We start from the raw sequence: 19,071 nt of genomic DNA on the forward strand, positions 1-19,071 counted from the left end.
GAGTGTGGCCTTATTGTTGTGAATCATTTCCTTTTAAACTCTAAGGACATAAGAGCAGCATTGGGTTCATCTCCTTCCAAGGCCTTACTTATCACATAGATATCCTGTAATTTTCCAGCTTGAGGCTCCTTGATGGGCAAAACACCCATGCCATACATCAATCCGCCTTCGCCTTGACTACTCACTTTGAAAACCCCTTCTCCTATTTTCTCTCCTGAAATACTGCCAAGCCTTAACTCAATCGCAAACCCCTTCCTTGAGGCCTCTTGGCCACCTCCTGTTAATACTAAGGAGCCGATATCGGTCAAGTCAATTTGAGGAATCATGAAAGAAGCCTGAGCTGATGGTAGAATCAACAAATCCATACCATTAAAATTCATGGTACTGGCACCTTCCAGATTTCTGACCTGTCCCATACTCATCGTTGGATTTTTCAAGGCCACTGAAGTATTTCCGGTGAGAGGCTTAATATTATCACCACCTCTGTCAGTAAAGCTTGCCGAAAGCACAAAGACACCTGTAGGGCTCAGCACTTTACCTACTGTAGGATCTATTGAACCTGAAGCAGGCAGTGAAGGTTTTTCCGCTGTCCTTCTGCCCAAGGATAGGATGTAGGAGGTGATCTTACTGGCATCATCAAATTTTAGATCAGGATTAGCAGGCATGACTGTTTCTCCCCAAACGCCACCTCCGCCTTTTTGGATCTTGTTGATCAAATAGCTGGCTGCATCAGCGTTTCTCCTGTATTTCCTAGCAACATCTACATAAGATGGTCCAATGGAGGCTTCATCTTCCTTATGACAGGTCTTACAGGTAAGTGTACTTACCAAGCTTTTTCCTATCATAGCCTCAGTCATAATCAAATGACCTTTAGAAGCTTCAGCCTGATCCATTCCGGAAATGTAATCAGCAGAAACATAAAGTGTTGAAAGATCATCCCCCGCAGCAGGATCATCAGGGTCATTTACTGTAATGCTATAGCTAACGGATTGACCTGGGAAATAGAAACTTTGGTTGCCCAAAATTTGAATATTGACCTCTGGTGCAATATTGCCTGCATAGACAGAAACAATAGTACTTTTTGCAGATAACTTGGCAGGATCACTGACTTCTACCTGCACATCGAAATCACCGATTTCTTTAAAAGTATATGTCAAACTTGGTTCTTTGGTGGTGATCTTTTCCCCAGTTCCCAAATCCCAGGTAAAAGACAATGGATCATTTTCAGGGTCACTGGCCTCCACGGTAAAAGTGGCTGTGAAAGGTAGTGCGCCTGAAGTTTTATCTACAGCAATACCTGTAACTACCGGACTCCTATTTCCTGCATTGAAATCAATTCTCGAAAGACCTGAGTCTGGGTTTTTACTAAACCAGCCATTTCCATATTCAAGGATATAAATTTTCCCATCAGGCCCCACTTCCATATCGATCATCGCATTGAATTTGGTGGAAGACATAAAAGGCTCCATTTTATCAAAGTCACCATTTTCCTGCATGGTTACCACTTTTATCCATCCCCTAACCCAATCGTAAATAAATAGCTTCCCATCATAATAAGCAGGGTACCTACTTTCTTTAGGAAACATATCCGAATAGTACACAGGTCCGGCCATGGCATTCCTTCCCCCCGTTCCCAATTGGGGGAAATCATCAGATATCCCATATGGATACCAAATAAATGCAGGCTCAGCAGGTGGAAGTTCGCGCAAACCTGTATTATTTCTTGAATTATTTACAGGTTTGGAAACATCATAAGATGAACCTGATTTTCCTGTCGCGTAATCGTATTCTACATAAGCATAATTATCTCCAACAAAATAGGGCCAGCCAAAATTACCTGCTTTTCTGGCCTGATTGACTTCATCATAACCCCTTGGGCCTCTGGTTGACAAACTATCTACATTGGCATCAGGTCCCACTTCCCCCCAATACAGGAATCCCGTCTTTTGATCTACAGAAATCCTGTAGGGGTTTCTGTTACCTTGGACATATATCTCTGGTCTGGCACCTTCCACTCCCTGGGGATAAAGATTTCCTGCCGGAATACTGTAGCTTCCGTCCTCATTTACTTTGATTCGAATAATTTTACCCCTTAAGTCATTGGAATTACCGGAACTTCTTCTGGCATCAAATTGCTCAAACCCTGGACGATCGTCCAATGGAGCATAGCCTCTATTGACAAAACGGCTGTTTGCTTGATCAAATGGTGTGGAATTATCGCCAGTAGAAAGATAGAGCAGACCATCCTTATCAAAAGCTATCGAGCCTCCGGTATGGCAACAAATGTTGCGCTGGGAATAAAGCTCCAAAATGACTTTTTCTGAAGCCATATCCCAGGTGTCATTTTTAAAAGTAAACCTCGAAAGCCTATTGATTTCCTGATCACCTGCCGGACTATAAAATACAAATACGTATCCATTTTTCGAGAAATTTGGATCTTTTTGAATTCCCATCAATCCCTCTTCTGCATTGACTCCGGGAACATCAGTTTTCCAGTAAACATCAAATTTAGCCACTTCGCTTACTGTTGAATCTCCGTTTTTATAAAGTAGAACCTCTCCCCTTCTCTGAGCAATCAAAATATCTAAATTGGGTAAGATAGTCATTTCGGTAGGCTCGGTAAACTCTCCTAAAACCAGTTGTGTCTTTTCAAACCTGTTCTCTTCTGGTAACCTTTGGGTCTTAGCTTTGGAATAATCCAGCTTCTTATTATCTCCCATCGCATACTTAATACCTTCTAAAATATGCTGGAGAAAAAGCTCTTCTGTAAAAGATTCTTTGGTATGGCCTCCGGCAGTATACCAGGCTCTTCCTCCATCATATTCATGGTACCATGCCATAGGATGAAAACCCATCGGTTGGGTGTGTTGGTAACTTTCCTCATCGATATCCATCAGAACATTGACGTCAGGATTTAATTTTTTAAAATGATACCATTCATCTCTTCTGTTCCATATTTCAGGCAAAAATCGGGTGCTCTGATGTTTTCTATCCGTAACATTCAAGGTGCCTTCCTGAACATTGGGGTATGGATCCCCAATACCGGGATGATAAGAAAAATAGCCCCCAACAAGACGATTGTACCAACCCCAATGATATTCTGTATCAGAGGCAGCATGAATTCCTACAAAGCCTCCTCCAGCTTGAATATAACGTTCAAAGTCCGCTTCTTGATAATGATTCAGCACATCTCCAGTTGTACTCAACCAAATGACTGCAGCATACTGCTTGAGATTTTCTTCATTGAAAAGCTCCGCATTGGTGGTAGTATCAACGTCAAAACCATTCTCAGCACCCAGCTTCTGAATCGCCGCAATGCCGTCAGGAATGGACTCATGATAAAATCCAGCCGTTTTACTGAAAACAAGAACTTTTGGCTTTCCACTCCTTTTGTTACAAGAGGCAAATACAAATAAGGTTAATAAAGCAAGTAATAAACTGCTTTTAACAATTTTATAGGCTATCATAGGTTATTGATTTTCAGGAAATATAAAGTGAATAATTAAGTATTTGAGAACTAATTCCCATAAATGGTGATTTCTGATTAAGATTGGTCAATCCCTTTCTAACTGCCTGAAAGTTAAAAAAAAAGTTTCATGCCAAACAATCAACATGTGAAAATTACATGTTGGGTAAAAAATAAGTATCAATCATCCACTGATTTAAATATCAATTGAGTTAAGCTGCTTACGTTTTTTAAGGGTATACGATTGATATTTGAAAAATCAACCCTCCTCTTCCTCCTCCGGCTCTAGGAATGTTTTTTCCCCGCAAACAATTCTTTCAACCAGCCTAGGCCTTTCATCTGTACTTTTAGAGTACCATTCCCCTGTCTCAGGATCCTGATTGATGGACCAAAGCCTTCCCGACTCATCCCTATAGGTGAAAACGCCGGTTGCTTTGTTTCTCCTTACATCTTCAGAAATCTCGTAAAAGCGAACAGAGCCGTCATCCATTACGATATAAACTTCACAGGTTTCATTGATTTTCTCAATATCCAGGCAGGAAACAGTTATCCCCGCAAAAAGAATCAGGCATAGTATTGATTTTTTCATATCAAATAAAAGTGGGTTGAATTTCACTATTCAGGTTGAAACTTAATAAAAAGGTTTTTAAAGCTTATGCATTATAACGAATTTTCAAATATATCATTGTTTTCCAAATTGTTAAAAGTTTGCTCCAAGTTCTTGATTAACAGGAAGAATTACAAAAACAAAGAAAGACCGATATTGGCCTTTCTTTGTTTCATTCTATAAAAGATTTTCATGGTTCTAGCGCAGCGACTCCCGGAAGTACTTTGCCTTCCATGTGTTCTAATAATGCACCGCCTCCTGTGGAAACGTAAGAAACTTTGTCTCCAAAACCGAACTTGTTGACCGCTGCGGCAGAATCCCCTCCGCCAATAAGAGAGAAAGCCCCACCTGCTGTGGCTGTTGCAATAGCCTCTGCCACAGCCACCGTTCCATTGACAAAACTGCTCATTTCAAATACACCCATAGGGCCATTCCATAAAACAGTTTTTGAAGATTTGATCACGTCTGCAAATAACTTTCTTGTTTCGGGACCAATATCCAGCCCCATCCAACCATCAGGAATTTCTCCAGCTTTGGCAAGTCCCTGTTCAGCATCATTCGCAAAGGCTTTGGAGGTAACTGTGTCTACAGGAAGATAAATCTTCACCCCTTTTTCCTCAGCTTTTTTCATTAAGCCCAAGACATAATCCAATTTATCCTCTTCACATAGGGAATTCCCTATTGTTCCACCCTTGGCTTTGGAAAAAGTGTAAGACATTCCTCCTCCAATGATCAGGTTATCCACCTTATCCAGTAACCTTTCAATGATCAAAATTTTATCGGATATTTTAGCACCACCCATGATGGCAGTATATGGCCTTTGTGGGTTTTCCAATACCTTGTCTGCATTGTTCAATTCAGAGAACATCAGGTAACCGGCTGCTTTGGTATTGAAAAATTGGGCAATAACAGCCGTAGAGGCATGTGCCCTGTGAGCTGTGCCGAAGGCATCATTGACATATACATCTCCTAATTTGGACAATTTCTCGGCAAATGCAGCATCACCCTTCTCCTCTTCCTTGTAAAACCTTAAATTTTCCAACAACAGCACCTCACCATCCTTTAATCCAACTGCAAGATTCCTTGCTTCATCACCAATACAATCAGGCGCAAATTTAACTGGTTTGTTGAGTAATTTTTGAAGGCTAGCCACTACATGTCTAAGCGAGTACTTATCGGTAGGCCCATCCTTTGGCCTTCCCAAATGAGACATTAAAACGACTGAGCCTCCCTGCTTGAGTATTTTTTCAATCGTTGGGATGGCTGCTCTAATTCTCGTATCGTCTGTAACACTTTGATGTTCATCCAAAGGGACATTAAAATCTACCCTAATCAGGGCTCTTTTACCTTTAAAATCCAGATTGTCCACGCTTTTAATTCTGTTGATCATATGCTTTTATGTTTAAAAGGTTTGGTTAAAATTTAATTGTAAAAACCTATTTCGAGCTTATACTTATTTAGAATTTACAAATATCATTCCTCAATTTCCTGAGCTGCTGCCCTCCTCAGCCTGTCATTAATGGCTTTTCCTAAACCCACATCTGGCACTTCTTCTGATAAAATTACAGAAACATCCATGCTATCCAAAGCCCTCATGGCGGCAAAAAGATTTTTTGCTGCCTCCGTAAGGTCTCCTGAAGGACTCAACTGTATTTGAAATTGACCAAGAAGTTCGGGATATACACTTCTAAAAGCCAGTACCCCTATATTCTCCCCCTTAGAACGATAAACCGGAACCAATTTATCCAGGTCTCCAAGAATTAATGGTTTCCTGGGCGCATAATGACTTTTTAACATACCAGGCGACTTGGGATCACTACTGGAATGGGCCATCACCTCAACTTTTCCAACAATGGACTCAATGGACCTCAAGTCCAATCCACCCAAACGATAAACTATCACCTCATCTCCTTCCATACCAACAATCGTACTTTCAACACCAACCTGACAATCTCCTCCATCCAGAATATATTCAATTTTTTTTCCCAACTGATCGTTGACATGGCTGGCCTTTGTGGGACTGATGTAACCAAATGGATTGGCACTTGGGGCCGCCAGTGGAAAACTTAAGCTGGCCAGTAGCGCTTGGGTCAGTGGATGATCTGGAACCCTTACGGCTACAGTTTCCAAACCACTGGTCACCAAATCAGGAACCAGACTTTTTTTAGGCAACAATAAAGTCAGTGGTCCAGGGCAAAAAGCAAGCGCCAGTTTTTCCAGAGGCTCAGGAATATCTGAAACAAATTCATGAATTCGCTCTAAATCACTGGTATGAAGGATTAAAGGATCAAAGCTAGGCCTGCTTTTTACAGCAAAAATTTTGGCTACTGCATCCTGATTCAGGGCATTCCCCGCCAAACCATAAACAGTCTCCGTGGGAATAGCGACCAATTCGCCCTTCTCCAAAATCGCTTTTGCTTTGTCAATATCTTTTCCGATTTCAGCCATTATTCGGAACAAAAATCATCCACCCAACTCTTGGCTTCAGTAAAACCTAAATTAAGGGCCATTTTGAGATTGGCACAGCCTTCTTCCTTTTGCCCGAAAGCACTCATCTGAGTTACACCCAGCAAATAATAAGCAGCACCATTTCTACTATCCAAATTAACCGTAGCAAAAAGGGATTCAACAGCACCTACAGGATCGTTATTACCAAGTTGGGATTTAGCTTTATTGAAATGCGCCAAGGCATGTTCGGGGACCGCTTGAATGACCACATCCAAATCAAAAATGGCATCTTCATATTCCTCCAATCCCAAAAGTGCCAAGCCGCGGTTATAATATACATCCACTTGCTGAGGGTCTAAACCATTAGCCATATTATAATCCAATAAAGCTTCTCTAAATTCCTTTTTTTCCAAATAGGCATTTCCACGGTTAAAAAAAGGCTTGTAGCTATTGGGATCTAATTCGATTGAAGCAGAAAACACTGCTATGGCATCATCATATTTCCCCTGTTGGAAAAGTGCCACTCCTTTGGCATTAAGGGCAGAAGTATTGTCAGGATTCTTTTCGATCGCTCGATCAAAAAATTCTATCGCTTTTTGATATTGAGAGTTTTGTAGAAGCTTTACCCCCTCTTCAAACAATTCTTCATCTGAAGGACTACAAGACCAGATCATTGCTATCACTACTAGCCAAATTATATTATTTCTCACTGTTTTAGATTTTTTACCTGTTAAGTACGGCTGCTTTTTCAGTTCGTTGCAAAAATTTAAAGCTCCTTAAGGTGCTCAATGCTTTACCCCGTAAAGATAATGATTTTACAGGCTTAGTCTTCCTTTGCCATCAATTTTAGGGCATAATCAGGTGGTACTGGCACGGGCTTCATGGTTTGCATATTCACCGAAACCATGGTGGTAAGGGCCTGAGCAAATACTTTATTTTCCCCTTTTTCACTATTCCCCATCAGCACTTGTTCCAAAACGAAAGAGCTCCGACCAATATGAATACACCGAACATAAACTTTTATAAGGTCAAAAACATGAATGGGTTTCAGGTAATCAATATTTATATTGGCGACGACAGTTCCGGTTTTCATAATATCCCAATTGCAAACCTTATACAAGAAAGCAGCCCGTGCATGCTCGAAGTAACTGAAATATACACCATTATTAACATGCATATACCCATCAATATCAGAATAGCGCACCTGAACTGGGACAGAAAAAGAAAAAGAGGATTTGACTTCCTCTATACTGTAATTCTTCATGATGAATAAAATAGAATTAAAGCAATATTTCAGACTTACTGGTTTTTTCAAGCATCCTCAAAATAGAAGGATTAAAACCCACCAAATCATCCACCGCATCAAAGGGAATCCATGCCAAATCTTTACTCTCTTCAGAAATCACCAGAGGTTCATTCATTTCCGCTTCAATGAGAAACCTTACATCATAATGAAAATGCTCTGGAATTTCACCTTTTTGGGGAATGACATGCCTGTCTATATCAAAAATACCCGCATCTACAATCCTCAGCGAGGTCAAACCACTTTCTTCCTGGGCTTCCAATAATGCTACCTCCAAGAGGTTCTCATTGCCATCTGCATGCCCTCCCAATTGTAGCCATCTGTTAAGCTTTCTATGCAAAGTCATCAAGGCATGCGTCCTCCTTTTGTTAACAATCCAAGCTGATCCTGTAAAATGTCCGGCTAGCCTTTCTCTCACAAAAGCATTTTTATCGTAGGTAAGGGCAGTAAAATCAGGGATAAAGGAGGCTTCTTCCTCAAAAGGCGTCCTGTAGTTTTCAAGGTTAGTTCTTAGAGAAAGTCTATCCATATCATTATGTGTTTTCAAATATTTCGTCGATAAATTGGTCGAAAGGTTTTGCCTCCTGATATAAATGATCGGAGTAAACTGTGACTAAAATCTTTAAGAAACTGGGCTTATCGTTAATACTCACCTTTTCTACACTGATGTTCCCAAATAACTGGTCTATCTTTTGTCCAAAATCAACATTACTCAAAGGCAGCTTAAAATATTGTTTTTCTGTGGTCTTGACAAAATCTTTTAATTCTTCAATTTTTCTGTCCAAACTCACTTGATTATATCCCAAATCTAATATTCGCTTGCCAAAAGCAAAGAAAAGATAAGAAAAAGTTTTTTCATCAAAGGGACTATCATAAGAAACAGCAAAACCATTGGCATAAGGTGAATTCAAAATATGTACCTCTGGATAGTTGTTAATCCCTGATTTCTTGAAATGATAATTCTTAGCAACCAAGGCTAACATGGACTTACCCTCTTCAGATAATTCCCACTCGGTTCCTGCATCTTTTTCGGATTCTGACTGCTTGAAGTTTTCCTTGATTTGAACCTGCTTTGTTTTTTTGGGGAAAAGACGCCCCAGTAAATCGTCTATAAATGAAGCCATTAAAGATTAAGTTTATAAATACCATTTGGGGCTGTTACTATGAGCCCTTCTTCTTCCATTTCGCGTAAAACCTTAATGGCGTTCTGTTCATCTTCAAGACCAGGTAGCTCCTGGAAGTTATGAATGGAAAACAAGGTTCCCCGCTTTAAGTTTTGAATAATTATGTTTTTTAAGTGCTGCTCCTCATTGACCTGTTCTTTTTTCTGCGCTATACATACGTCACAAATACCACATCTCACATCCGTATCTTCACCGAAATAAAAGGAAATCTGATTGGAGCGACACATTGTTTTTTGCTTGACATATGTCACCATTGCGGCAGCCTTTACTATTGCATTACGCCTCCTTTCCTCTATACGTCTTAGGTTCAATGGCAGTTTTCCGGCATCGTAACGTTCAGTCAAAAATGTTATCTGCGGCTGATCCTTACGTTGATTATAGGCAATTACGCCTACTTTGTCCATATGTTTCAACATACGTATCACATCCTGCTCAGATAGATTCAATGCTTTGGCCAACTTCCCTTCCTGAATTTTGAGGAAATCCATAAATAACTCTCCGCCATAGGAGCGCAATAAAATTTTTACCAAAGGATCAAGTTTGGCATTGGCAATCTGAAATTCATAAATTTTGCTTTGATCGACCAAAAACTTCATGGTCGAAGGGCTAAAAAAACTTTCATTAAGTTCCAATAAGCCTTCTTCTTGTAATACTTTGAGGGCGTTATAACTACTTAAAAGTTCAACATTATAAGTCGAAACGAAGTTTGATAGGTCAAAATCAAAACTACTCATGAATCCACTTCCGACTGCTATGCGAAAATAATTGGCCAAGCTTTGGTAAATTTTTTTAAGGAAATCTGCCGGAGGATAAGCTGTTGCCGACCTTTCCTCAAGGACCGTAAGATCCTGTTGATGTGTAATCAATACCGCGTAGGCTTTTTTTTCGTCCCTACCTGCCCTACCTGCTTCTTGATAATAATTTTCCAGGTTTTCTGGTAGATCTAGGTGCAATACCAACCTGACATCAGGTTTATCTATTCCCATGCCAAAGGCATTGGTAGCCACCATCACGCGAATACGATTTTGTTTCCACTCATTTTGACGGGTTTCTCTGATTTGGTTATCCAGGCCAGCATGATAAAAAGTTGCCGATATCCCCATCCGATTTAGAACTGATGCTATTTCCTTAGTTCCTTTGCGATTCCTGACATAAACAATCGCCGCCCCCTGGATTTTCTGTAGAATCTCCAAGGCTTTTTCCAACTTATTCTCCGCCAATCTCACAGAATAACTCAGGTTTTTCCTGGAAAATGAGCGGACAAAAACAGCAGGATCCTTCATTTCCAGTTTATCAATGATATCCTGTTTGACTTGCAGGGTGGCGGAAGCTGTGAGCGCAAGGCAGGGGATACCCGGATGAAACTCCCTGATTTTGGCTATTTCCAAATAGGGTGGCCGGAAATCATAACCCCATTGGGAAATACAATGGGCCTCATCTACTGCGATCAGGTTCACCTTCATGCGTTTGAATCTTTCTATAAAAAGTTCTGTCTTTAGCCTTTCCGGAGATACATATAAAAACCTGTAATTCCCATAAATACAATTGTCAAGTACCGTGTCTATTTCCCTTCTACCCATTCCTGAATAAATGGCTGCAGCTAAAACCCCTCTTTTTCTCAGATTATCCACCTGATCCTTCATCAAAGCAATAAGAGGACTGATGACGATACAAATCCCCTCTTGGGCCAATGCAGGAACCTGAAAACAAATGGATTTACCACCACCGGTAGGTAACAAAGCCAAACAGTCCCTGCCTTCAAGAGAAGCCATGACAATATCGAGTTGGGCAGGCCTGAAATCACTGTAACCAAATACGGTTTGAAGAATATGGTAAGCTTGGGCTTTCAAATCACCAGTTAATTGTTTCCTTATTTAAAAAGGCAGCTATTCCTTTTTGACAATCGGCAGTTCCTCTGGCCTTGGCATTCATGACTGCGGCATATTCCAAACCTTCTTCCAAAGTTTTCTCCTGAACCCTTCCTATCATTTCCTTAGTCAAAGCCATGGACTGTTCTGAATTCTGTCGTATTAATTTTTGGACATATTCATAAACCCTCTCTTCCAACTGTTCTGCACTGACCAACCAATTTACTAAGCCCATGGCCTGTGCCTCTACCGCTGAAATCAAATCCCCATCCAGCAGCAATTGCTTGGCTTTACCTTCTCCAATTTTGCGCAGGAGAAACACCTTAACAATGGCAGGAATAAATCCGATTTTTACTTCCGTATAGCCAAACTTGGCTTCTGGAACGGCAAAAGAAAGATCACATACAGTAGCCAAACCACAGCCTCCCGCCAAGGCATGCCCCTGAATTTGGGCAATAATCACTTTAGATGATGTATATATTTTATAAAAAAGTGCCATGAGATTTCGGCTATCCACCAGGTTTTCCTCAAAGGTATTGGTTTGCAGGGATTGAAGGTAGGCAAGGTCTGCACCTGAGCAGAATGCTTTTCCAGCGGCTTTGATCACCATCACTTTTACCTCCTGATCTTGCTCAAATTCAATAATCGCCTCCATTAAAGCTGCTACCATTTCAGCATTCAGGGCATTACGCTTTTCGGGTCTATTCAATTCTAAATACCCGATTCTTTCTTTTTTGTATGTGATGATGGGCTGTGCTGTCATTATGATTTGGTATTATGAATGGCTAAATATATAGAAAGAAAGCTAATCAAAAATAACGATGTCATCATATCAGTCAAAAACTACCCTATAAGCTGAGGCCCCAAAATTCAAAGTATCCAAATTGGCCATTGGCGTCCAAACCCCATTTCCCCATGAGCATAATTCATGTTGGGGAACGGAAGGAGTAGCAATAATTAATCCCTCATCTAATAGGGACAGCAATGCTCCATTGGGCAGCAATAATACTTTAGCAGTCTCCTTTTCTAACACCTGTAAAGGGTACTGCTTTTCAATCCCTCTTCTTTCCCGATGTGGAGACACTTTGAAACTTATTGATGAATTGTCGGCAGCATCATAGGTAAAAAGCGACAAGGATTGCTCGAAATCAATGGCAAACCCCTTATCCATTTGGTAAACCGTCAATACTTCTTTTTGGGGGTGAAGGTGATAAGGGATCAACCTGTGAATACCAAAGGAGAATAACCCCGCCAACAATGTCCATAATAAGGCCTTTCTTGGCTGATGGTACAACCATAAGCACAAGCCCAAAAACAAAAAATACAGGTATACTTCAAAACTATCCAAATAAATACTAGAGACTCTGGCCCCAGGCAAATCTTGAATGGCTAAGACCAAGGTATTGAATAACTTGATGATCCTCTCAGTCAAGAAGCCAAGTGATGAACCTATTAATGTGAATTTGGAAAAAAGCATAAAGGGTATCCCTACCGTCATGATAAGAAATGCCCCGGGTATTGCCACCAAATTGGAAAGCAAAAAATAGGTGGGGAAAATATGGAAATAGTAGGCTGATAATGGAAAAGTAGCGATCTGAGCTGCCAGTCCCACCGTGCTGATCTGCCAGGCATATTCCAATATTTTATTGGCTGGCAGCCAGGTTTTCACCAGAATGGGCTGAATCAGCAAAATGCCTAACAGGGCGACATAAGACAACTGGAAGCCAACAGCATAGATAAGCATGGGATCAAAAACCAAAAGAATGAGCGCAGAAAGGGCAATAGCATTGAAAATCGAAGGATTCCTAGCCTTCATTTGCGCCAGTGCCATGAGTGAAAACATGGTCGCCGCGCGCATCACGGAAGGAGACATCCCGGTCAATAAAGCATAGGCCCAGATGAGTAAAATAATGGTGCTTAAGTACAACACCCTTTTTCTAATACCTAGACGGTAAGGCTTAATCCAAAGAAAGAAGAACCCATATATGATCCCCACATGCAAGCCCGATACTGCCAATACGTGCATGGCTCCTGCGGTCGCATAGGCATCACTCAGTTCTTTATCTAAGGTTTTCTTTTGCCCCAATAGCAAGGCCTTGGCAATTTGAACAGCCTTGGAATCTTTAAAAACCCTATCCATTCGGTCCATAAGCGCTCTACGAAGTCTGATAAAAAAGGACTCAATAGGAAATTCAGATACGCTTCCCAAAACTTCAAATTGGTCTCCAATAAAGTGCCGATGGGCTACCCCTTGTCTGCTGGTGAATTTTTGATAATTAAATTCATCTGGATTAGTTGGTCCAGGGATATACTGGGGCTTTCCTTTTATCCAAATTAGGTCTCCTGGCGATAAACCTAGATTAGCCCTATGATACACCAGTACTTCTCCCTTACTTTCCCGCAACTCATCTCCGACCCATATTTTTTTTAAGAATACGCGATTGGCAATAGAATTAGGTTTGGCTTCATCCTGCCCCACCACCAAAGCCAAGTAACCTTTGACTTCTTCTTCAACATGAATCAGGTGGTTTAGGTCATTCTTGAAATCACGGAGATAAGAAAAAATCAAACCAGCCAGTACCAATTGTAGAAAGGCCAGGCAAGGGAATATAAATCTAAAGCGTGGGAAAAGTTGGTTCCTCTCCACGGAAATCAAGAGTAAAGCATAAATAACCCAACCCAAGCCTAACATCAATACCACCCCCTTCAAAGGAAGTTCCTGAAAGAATGGATACAGTAGAATCCCGACTATAAAAAACATCAGGTATCTCAAAAATGGAAAATCTGCAAAAATCATAGGCTTAAAAGTTTGAAGAAAATTTACGTAGAAAAAATAAAAAAGGGGACCGATAGGCCCCCTTCTACTATGATTTAATCGGATAAGTTAATCAGAACCTGTATCCCACATTCAAGCCTGCCCTAAATTCAACCGCATTGAAACGATCGGCAACTTTTGAAGAAAATCCTCTGGCCACAGCAGCAAATGGACCAAAAGCAAAATTATTGTAGTTCCACTTGTAGCCTCCTATCAGTCCGATATAACCACTGTTCAAATCTGTAGTAGTAACACCTGACCCATCAACGGCCTCTCTAAACTCCCCAAACCTGTACTTAAAGAAGGGAGAAATGTGCAATTTTCCATTTTCATCGCCTGCAAAATAAAAATTATAAGACAATAGAATAGATGTGGCGTCAAAATCCCTACCCCCTGACGCACTTCTATAATTAAAACGGTCATTGATATGCAATTCTACTCCTATGGATTGATCGTGTCCAACAAAGTGTTCATAACCCAATTCTACAGAGCCTATGATTATGGTATTGAGGAAGTTTAACCTGACCTCACCTGTTGGGTTTTCCAAGGACTGAGCAAAAGTTAGCTGGGCAAACAACAAAAGTGCCGGCAGCAGAAATAATAGTTTTTTCATAATGGTAAAATTTAAAAGGATTAAGATCTATTTGACTCACAAATATAGTTCCATTTTATAATGTAGTATGTTACACTCCTCAAACATTTCTCCGACCTGCTTAAAACCAAACTTTGCATAGAGGGGCATGGCATCGAGTTGAGCGTGCATGTAGCATTTTTTTCCTTTGGATTTAGGCTGCCTGCCAATATCTTCCAGTACAGCTTTGACCAAGGCTTGGCCTACCCCCTTGCCCCGCATGGGTTTGAGAACTGCAAATCTTTCCAGTTTAATCCCTTTATCCGTAAATCTCCATCGTGCAGTTCCTGCAGGATCTCCATCTAATTTGGCCAAAAAATGAACCGATGTGGCTTCAAATTCATCATATTCTTCAGCAGGATCAACCTCTTGTTCGATTACAAAAACTTCTTCCCTGATCTGGAACACCCTATCAAGCTGTTCCTTGTTCAGGACCTTTTGTACGCTTATCTTCATCTTTGTCTGATACTTTTTGAGATTCAACCTTATCGTAGGCTTCTATAATTGACTTTACCAATTTATGGCGGATTACATCTTTTCCCCCAAGATAGACCATTCCAATACCTTTGACATCTTTCAAAACATGAAGGGCTTCCTTTAAGCCGGATTTTTGCCTCTTAGGTAAATCTACCTGGGTTTGGTCCCCGGTAATGATTACTTTGGAATTGGGGCCCATACGGGTCAAAAACATTTTGATTTGCTCACCGGTGGTGTTCTGGGCTTCATCCAATAAAACAAAGGCATCATGAAGTGTTCTCCCCCTCATGTAAGCCAGTGGAGCTATTTCAATTACCCTGGTTTCCTGGTAAAATTTCAGCTTCTCTGAGGGCACCATATCACTCAACGCGTCGTAAATCGGCCTGAGATAAGGGTCGAGTTTTTCCTGAAGATCCCCAGGTAAAAACCCAAGATTTTCACCCGCCTCCACAGCGGGCCGTGTAATAATGATTCTTTTGACCTCTCTGTTTTTCAAAGCCCTTACTGCCAAAGCTACAGCAATGTACGTTTTCCCTGTTCCGGCCGGACCAAGTGCAAAAACAAGGTCATTTTTTAAAGAAGCCTCTACCAGTTTTCTTTGGTTGGCCGATTTAGGTTTAACCACCAGTCCCTTATTCCCATAAATGATTACATCATTTTTTTGGTTTTCTTCAAATGGAGCTCCTTCCAGCGCGATGTATTCCTTTATATTTTCCGGTGTGATGTGACCAAAACGATGGAAATGCTGTAAAAGCATATTGAGCAGGTCATTGATGCGCAGGATTTCCGGAGCCCTTCCCTGTATCCTTATTTCATTTCCTCTGGATACCACTTTGCTTTGGGGAAAAGCTGCAGCTATCTGCTTGATGTTCTCATTTCCCGTACCTAAAAAATCCAGTAAGGGAATATTTTCTAAGGTAATTACTTTCTCTACCAATACGATTGTTTTGAATAATGATTTGTTATTAATGGTGTAATAAATAAATTTATATTTTTGTTCACACCTATCACAAAAATATAAAATTTTAACGGACTTGCTTATATGGCCTTGATAACATTCACCTCAGATTTTGGAGACAGCGATTATTATGTACCTTCAGTAAAGGCTAAAATGTTATCCATAAACCCCCAATTGAACATTATAGACATTACCCATCAGGTTGAAAATTATGATGTGGCCCATGCAGCCTTCATCCTCAAGAGTGTTTACAAAGAGTTTCCTAAAGGCACAGTACACCTGGTGGCTATGAATGCCACGAGTAATGTCACTGATGGCTACATTGGCGTCAAGCTGGAAGACCACATTTTTATTGGCCCTAATAATGGAGTTTTGAGCCTGCTTTCGGAAAATGACCCAGGAATTATCGTGAAGTTTGCAGATATCCATGTTCAACAAAGTACCTTCCCTGCCAAGGATATTTTAGCCCCCATTGCTGCCAAAGTCGCTTCAGGAGCAGCCATCCATGATTTTGGAGGGCCTTTGACCAGCATTAAGAAAATGATTCCAAGAAACTTTAAGGCTACAAAGAAACAGATTACAGGCCATGTGATCAGGGTGGACCATTATGGTAATTTGATCACCAATATCACCAAAGAGGTTTTTGACACCCTCAATCCGGGAAAATTCACCATAGAGTTTGGAAGGGAAAGCCTGAATAGGTTAAATAGTACTTATGACCATGTTGAGCCGGGAGATTGCTTTGCATTTTTCAATAGCTTAGGCCTATTGGAAATTGGTATCAACCATGGACATGGTGCAGATTTACTGGGTTTGAGGTACGATAGTCCTATATTTATACATTTTGAAACAGAAAGCTGATGTTAATCAGGATAGTACGCATGACATTCCAGGAAGATAAGGTAAAGGCCTTTCAAGATAATTTTGATGTCAATAAGGAAAAAATCCGCAATTTTCCAGGGTGTCGACACCTCGAGCTTTGGCAAGATGAAAATATTAAAAATATTTTCATGACTTACAGCCATTGGGATTCTGAAGAAGCCCTGAACCAATACCGTGATTCTGAATTATTTAAATCAGTGTGGACGTATACCAAAACCTTGTTTGCGGATAAACCCACTGCATTTTCGGTGAAAAAAATTGAAGAACTGCCTTAGGACTTCTTGCAAGGAAAAAAAATAGTCTTCATATTTGCATCCCATTCAGCAAGGAATGGGCAAGTTTGAAATTCCCAAGCGGCGGACTTGTCCGCCGAATTTAAAAATCAAATGATTTCAAAAATTCCGGGAATAAAAAAATCCGCTTAACAGCACCATGCCCAGGTGGCGGAATTGGTAGACGCGTTGGTCTCAAACACCAATGAGGTTACACTCGTGCCGGTTCGACTCCGGCCCTGGGTACTTAAACAGAAAAGGTCCTTCTCATCAGAGTTGGACCTTTTTTTATGGCAAAGGCTGAAGGAAGAATAAGCTTCATTGAATTGAAATCAATATTTTAAAAAATAGCACTCTAGTCTCTACCTGATTAATAGCTGCAAGATCTCTGTCCACCATCACCTGCACGTCTCTAATAGAATTGATCAGATTTTGAATTTTGGTATCAGAAATAATTTCGAATCCTTTTGTCATAATCTAAACTTAAAATAAAACAGCTACTAAAAACTCTTACAATTTCACTCTCTTACCAAGTCCCCTATCTGCTTGACAACCGACTTGGACTCGAGAAGCATTGTCAAAGCCATCCATACATAATTCGGGTTGAACAATTATTAACCCCTATACTTTCCTCAGCACTATAAAATCCTTAATTTTACCTAAGCGTTTCATCAAACATCTTTTTTCATGGCTTACAATGATTCCCGGAGAGCAGCCTTTAGGTTGTTCAAAAAATTAAAATATGGATGGATTTGGGCTACCTCTACATTTACCGGCAACTTTATACTCGCCATTGTTATCACTTCCTTTTTTCGGAATCTAGGGTATGAAGATGATGTTAATTATGTTTTTTTTCTAAGTGTTCTGGCTATTGGCCTTTGGGTCACTGAATCCATACCCCCTTTTGCAGTGGGCATATTTATCATTGCAGGCTTATTGATGGGGTTTGGAACCGATTTTATTCTAGAAGACCACAAAACGCCTGTAGAAATGTACCTGGGTACCTGGACAAGTAATGTGATCTGGCTTTTACTGGGTGGTTTTTTTCTCGCAGAAGGGATGAGCATTGTTGCACTGGACAGGGCTCTATTCCGCTTTACTTTGAATAAATTTGGAGAGGATCCCAACCGGCTTCTATTAGGATTGATGCTCACCACGGCTGCGGGGAGTATGGTCATGTCCAACACAGCCACCACTGCTATGATGATCTCTTCCATTTTGCCTTTGGCAAGGTTAATGGGTAAGGATTCCGAATACACCAAAGCCCTCCTCGTGGGGATTCCCGCAGCAGCAACGCTAGGCGGAATGGGCACCATCATTGGCAGCACTCCCAATGCCATTGCTGTTGGTGCCCTACAGGAAAAAGGCATCAGTCTCACTTTTGTGGATTGGATGATTTTCGGACTGCCCACAGCATTGATTGCCGTTTTACTATTTTGGAAATTCCTCACTAAAAAACTTCATTTAAGCCAAGTACAATTGGACCTTTCCGAAATGAAAGGGCGCAACCAAAGCAAAAAAGGATTTGAGCGCAATGCGGTGCTTTTCACGCTTTTTATAACTGTAAGTATGTGGCTCTCCGAACCCCTACATGGCATTCCCATAGCAGCTACTTCCGCCATTCCCATTGTTCTCCTGACCCTATTTCAGGTCATCAAGGCAGAAGATGTTCGCCGACTACCTTGGGATACTTTAATGCTGGTAGCAGGAGGTCTGGCCTTGGGGATTGCTATGGTAGATGTGGGACTGACTGACATCATCATGGAAAAAATCTCCCAATTGCCCATTCCAATGGTCGGAGTGGCATTGGTTTTTGCCATTATTGCTGTACTGATTTCCAATATTATGAGCAATACAGCTGCCTCAGCCATCCTAGTACCTTTAGGACTTTCACTCCCTGGGATTTGGGGAATTGCTGTGCCATTGATAGTAGCCTTGAGCTGCTCATCAGCACTCCTCCTTCCCGTCTCCACGCCTTCTAACGCCATTTCCTTCTCCACAGGAATGGTAGAACAGAAAAGCTTCAGACCAGGGGGCTTATTGATGATTATTCTGGGACCTATTTTGGCCTTCTTAGTCGTATTGCTTTATACTTGGGTATTTCATTAACAGCTACCGCTTATTGCACATGTCAAAAGAAGACCGGAAAATAGGTTAATA

At 40.9% G+C, this 19,071-nt stretch carries 18 protein-coding genes and 1 tRNA gene; 4 read left to right on the forward strand and 15 right to left on the reverse strand.

Going from position 1 to position 19,071, the window contains the following annotated elements; genetic code table 11:
• Positions 1–23 precede the first annotated feature (23 nt).
• The 14 genes from B879_RS07075 to B879_RS07140 all read right to left on the reverse strand — a co-directional run bounded on the left by B879_RS07075 (position 24) and on the right by B879_RS07140 (position 15,736).
• Positions 24–3,467: a ThuA domain-containing protein gene (locus B879_RS07075; protein WP_009184471.1), complete on the reverse strand. Its 3,444-nt coding sequence runs from the start codon at positions 3,465–3,467 to the stop codon at positions 24–26.
• A 258-nt stretch (positions 3,468–3,725) separates the two neighbouring features.
• Positions 3,726–4,055 (reverse strand): hypothetical protein, encoded by a 330-nt coding sequence (locus B879_RS07080; protein WP_083847932.1) that lies wholly within the window; start codon positions 4,053–4,055, stop codon positions 3,726–3,728.
• 208 nt (positions 4,056–4,263) lie between these two features.
• The gene (locus tag B879_RS07085) at positions 4,264–5,463 is read right to left on the reverse strand and encodes a phosphoglycerate kinase (RefSeq protein ID WP_009184473.1); all 1,200 of its coding nucleotides are present in this window, start codon (positions 5,461–5,463) and stop codon (positions 4,264–4,266) included.
• Positions 5,464–5,546: 83 nt separating this feature from the next.
• The gene (locus tag B879_RS07090) at positions 5,547–6,521 is read right to left on the reverse strand and encodes an L-threonylcarbamoyladenylate synthase (protein ID WP_009184474.1); all 975 of its coding nucleotides are present in this window, start codon (positions 6,519–6,521) and stop codon (positions 5,547–5,549) included.
• Positions 6,521–7,231 (reverse strand): tetratricopeptide repeat protein, encoded by a 711-nt coding sequence (locus B879_RS07095; protein ID WP_009184475.1) that lies wholly within the window; start codon positions 7,229–7,231, stop codon positions 6,521–6,523. Before B879_RS07095 ends, B879_RS07090 begins: the two co-directional genes overlap by 1 nt.
• Before the next feature lie 113 nt (positions 7,232–7,344).
• Positions 7,345–7,785: an acyl-CoA thioesterase gene (locus B879_RS07100; protein WP_009184476.1), complete on the reverse strand. Its 441-nt coding sequence runs from the start codon at positions 7,783–7,785 to the stop codon at positions 7,345–7,347.
• Positions 7,786–7,801: 16 nt separating this feature from the next.
• The gene (locus B879_RS07105) at positions 7,802–8,353 is read right to left on the reverse strand and encodes an NUDIX hydrolase (RefSeq protein ID WP_009184477.1); all 552 of its coding nucleotides are present in this window, start codon (positions 8,351–8,353) and stop codon (positions 7,802–7,804) included.
• Positions 8,354–8,357: 4 nt separating this feature from the next.
• Positions 8,358–8,948 carry a hypothetical protein gene (locus tag B879_RS07110; protein ID WP_009184478.1) on the reverse strand — a complete coding sequence of 197 codons (591 nt, stop codon included), beginning with the start codon at positions 8,946–8,948 and terminating at the stop codon, positions 8,358–8,360.
• The gene (locus tag B879_RS07115) at positions 8,948–10,858 is read right to left on the reverse strand and encodes a RecQ family ATP-dependent DNA helicase (RefSeq protein WP_009184479.1); all 1,911 of its coding nucleotides are present in this window, start codon (positions 10,856–10,858) and stop codon (positions 8,948–8,950) included. The genes B879_RS07110 and B879_RS07115 overlap by 1 nt, the downstream gene beginning before the upstream one ends.
• Position 10,859: 1 nt before the next feature.
• Entirely contained in the window at positions 10,860–11,639 is a 780-nt protein-coding gene (locus B879_RS07120; protein ID WP_009184480.1) for an enoyl-CoA hydratase/isomerase family protein, read from the reverse strand.
• Between the two features lie 69 nt (positions 11,640–11,708).
• A complete protein-coding gene (locus tag B879_RS07125; RefSeq protein WP_009184481.1) occupies positions 11,709–13,673 on the reverse strand; it encodes a ComEC/Rec2 family competence protein in 1,965 nt (654 codons plus the stop codon).
• A gap of 91 nt (positions 13,674–13,764) precedes the next feature.
• A complete protein-coding gene (locus B879_RS07130) occupies positions 13,765–14,304 on the reverse strand; it encodes a hypothetical protein (RefSeq protein ID WP_009184482.1) in 540 nt (179 codons plus the stop codon).
• 36 nt (positions 14,305–14,340) lie between these two features.
• Entirely contained in the window at positions 14,341–14,778 is a 438-nt protein-coding gene (locus B879_RS07135) for a GNAT family N-acetyltransferase (protein ID WP_009184483.1), read from the reverse strand.
• Positions 14,735–15,736: a PhoH family protein gene (locus B879_RS07140; protein WP_009184484.1), complete on the reverse strand. Its 1,002-nt coding sequence runs from the start codon at positions 15,734–15,736 to the stop codon at positions 14,735–14,737. Before B879_RS07140 ends, B879_RS07135 begins: the two co-directional genes overlap by 44 nt.
• 105 nt (positions 15,737–15,841) lie before the next feature.
• On the opposite strand from B879_RS07140, the gene B879_RS07145 reads away from it, so the two are divergent.
• The 3 genes from B879_RS07145 to B879_RS07155 all read left to right on the forward strand — a co-directional run bounded on the left by B879_RS07145 (position 15,842) and on the right by B879_RS07155 (position 17,157).
• On the forward strand, positions 15,842–16,618 hold the full coding sequence (locus B879_RS07145; RefSeq protein ID WP_009184485.1) for an SAM hydrolase/SAM-dependent halogenase family protein: 777 nt from the start codon (positions 15,842–15,844) through the stop codon (positions 16,616–16,618).
• Complete coding sequence (locus B879_RS07150; protein WP_009184486.1) at positions 16,618–16,914, forward strand: putative quinol monooxygenase; 297 nt, start codon at positions 16,618–16,620, stop codon at positions 16,912–16,914. The genes B879_RS07145 and B879_RS07150 overlap by 1 nt, the downstream gene beginning before the upstream one ends.
• 159 nt (positions 16,915–17,073) lie before the next feature.
• Positions 17,074–17,157 (forward strand) — tRNA-Leu (locus B879_RS07155).
• Positions 17,158–17,229: 72 nt separating this feature from the next.
• Here B879_RS07155 and B879_RS22840 read toward each other — a convergent pair.
• Entirely contained in the window at positions 17,230–17,385 is a 156-nt protein-coding gene (locus tag B879_RS22840) for an ORF6N domain-containing protein (protein WP_009184487.1), read from the reverse strand.
• A gap of 213 nt (positions 17,386–17,598) precedes the next feature.
• Here B879_RS22840 and B879_RS07160 point away from each other — a divergent pair, with 213 nt between their 5' ends.
• Positions 17,599–19,020 (forward strand): SLC13 family permease, encoded by a 1,422-nt coding sequence (locus tag B879_RS07160; protein WP_009184488.1) that lies wholly within the window; start codon positions 17,599–17,601, stop codon positions 19,018–19,020.
• Positions 19,021–19,071 lie beyond the last annotated feature (51 nt).

This window comes from Cecembia lonarensis LW9 (assembly GCF_000298295.1).
Taxonomy (GTDB): Bacteria; Bacteroidota; Bacteroidia; order Cytophagales; family Cyclobacteriaceae; genus Cecembia; species Cecembia lonarensis.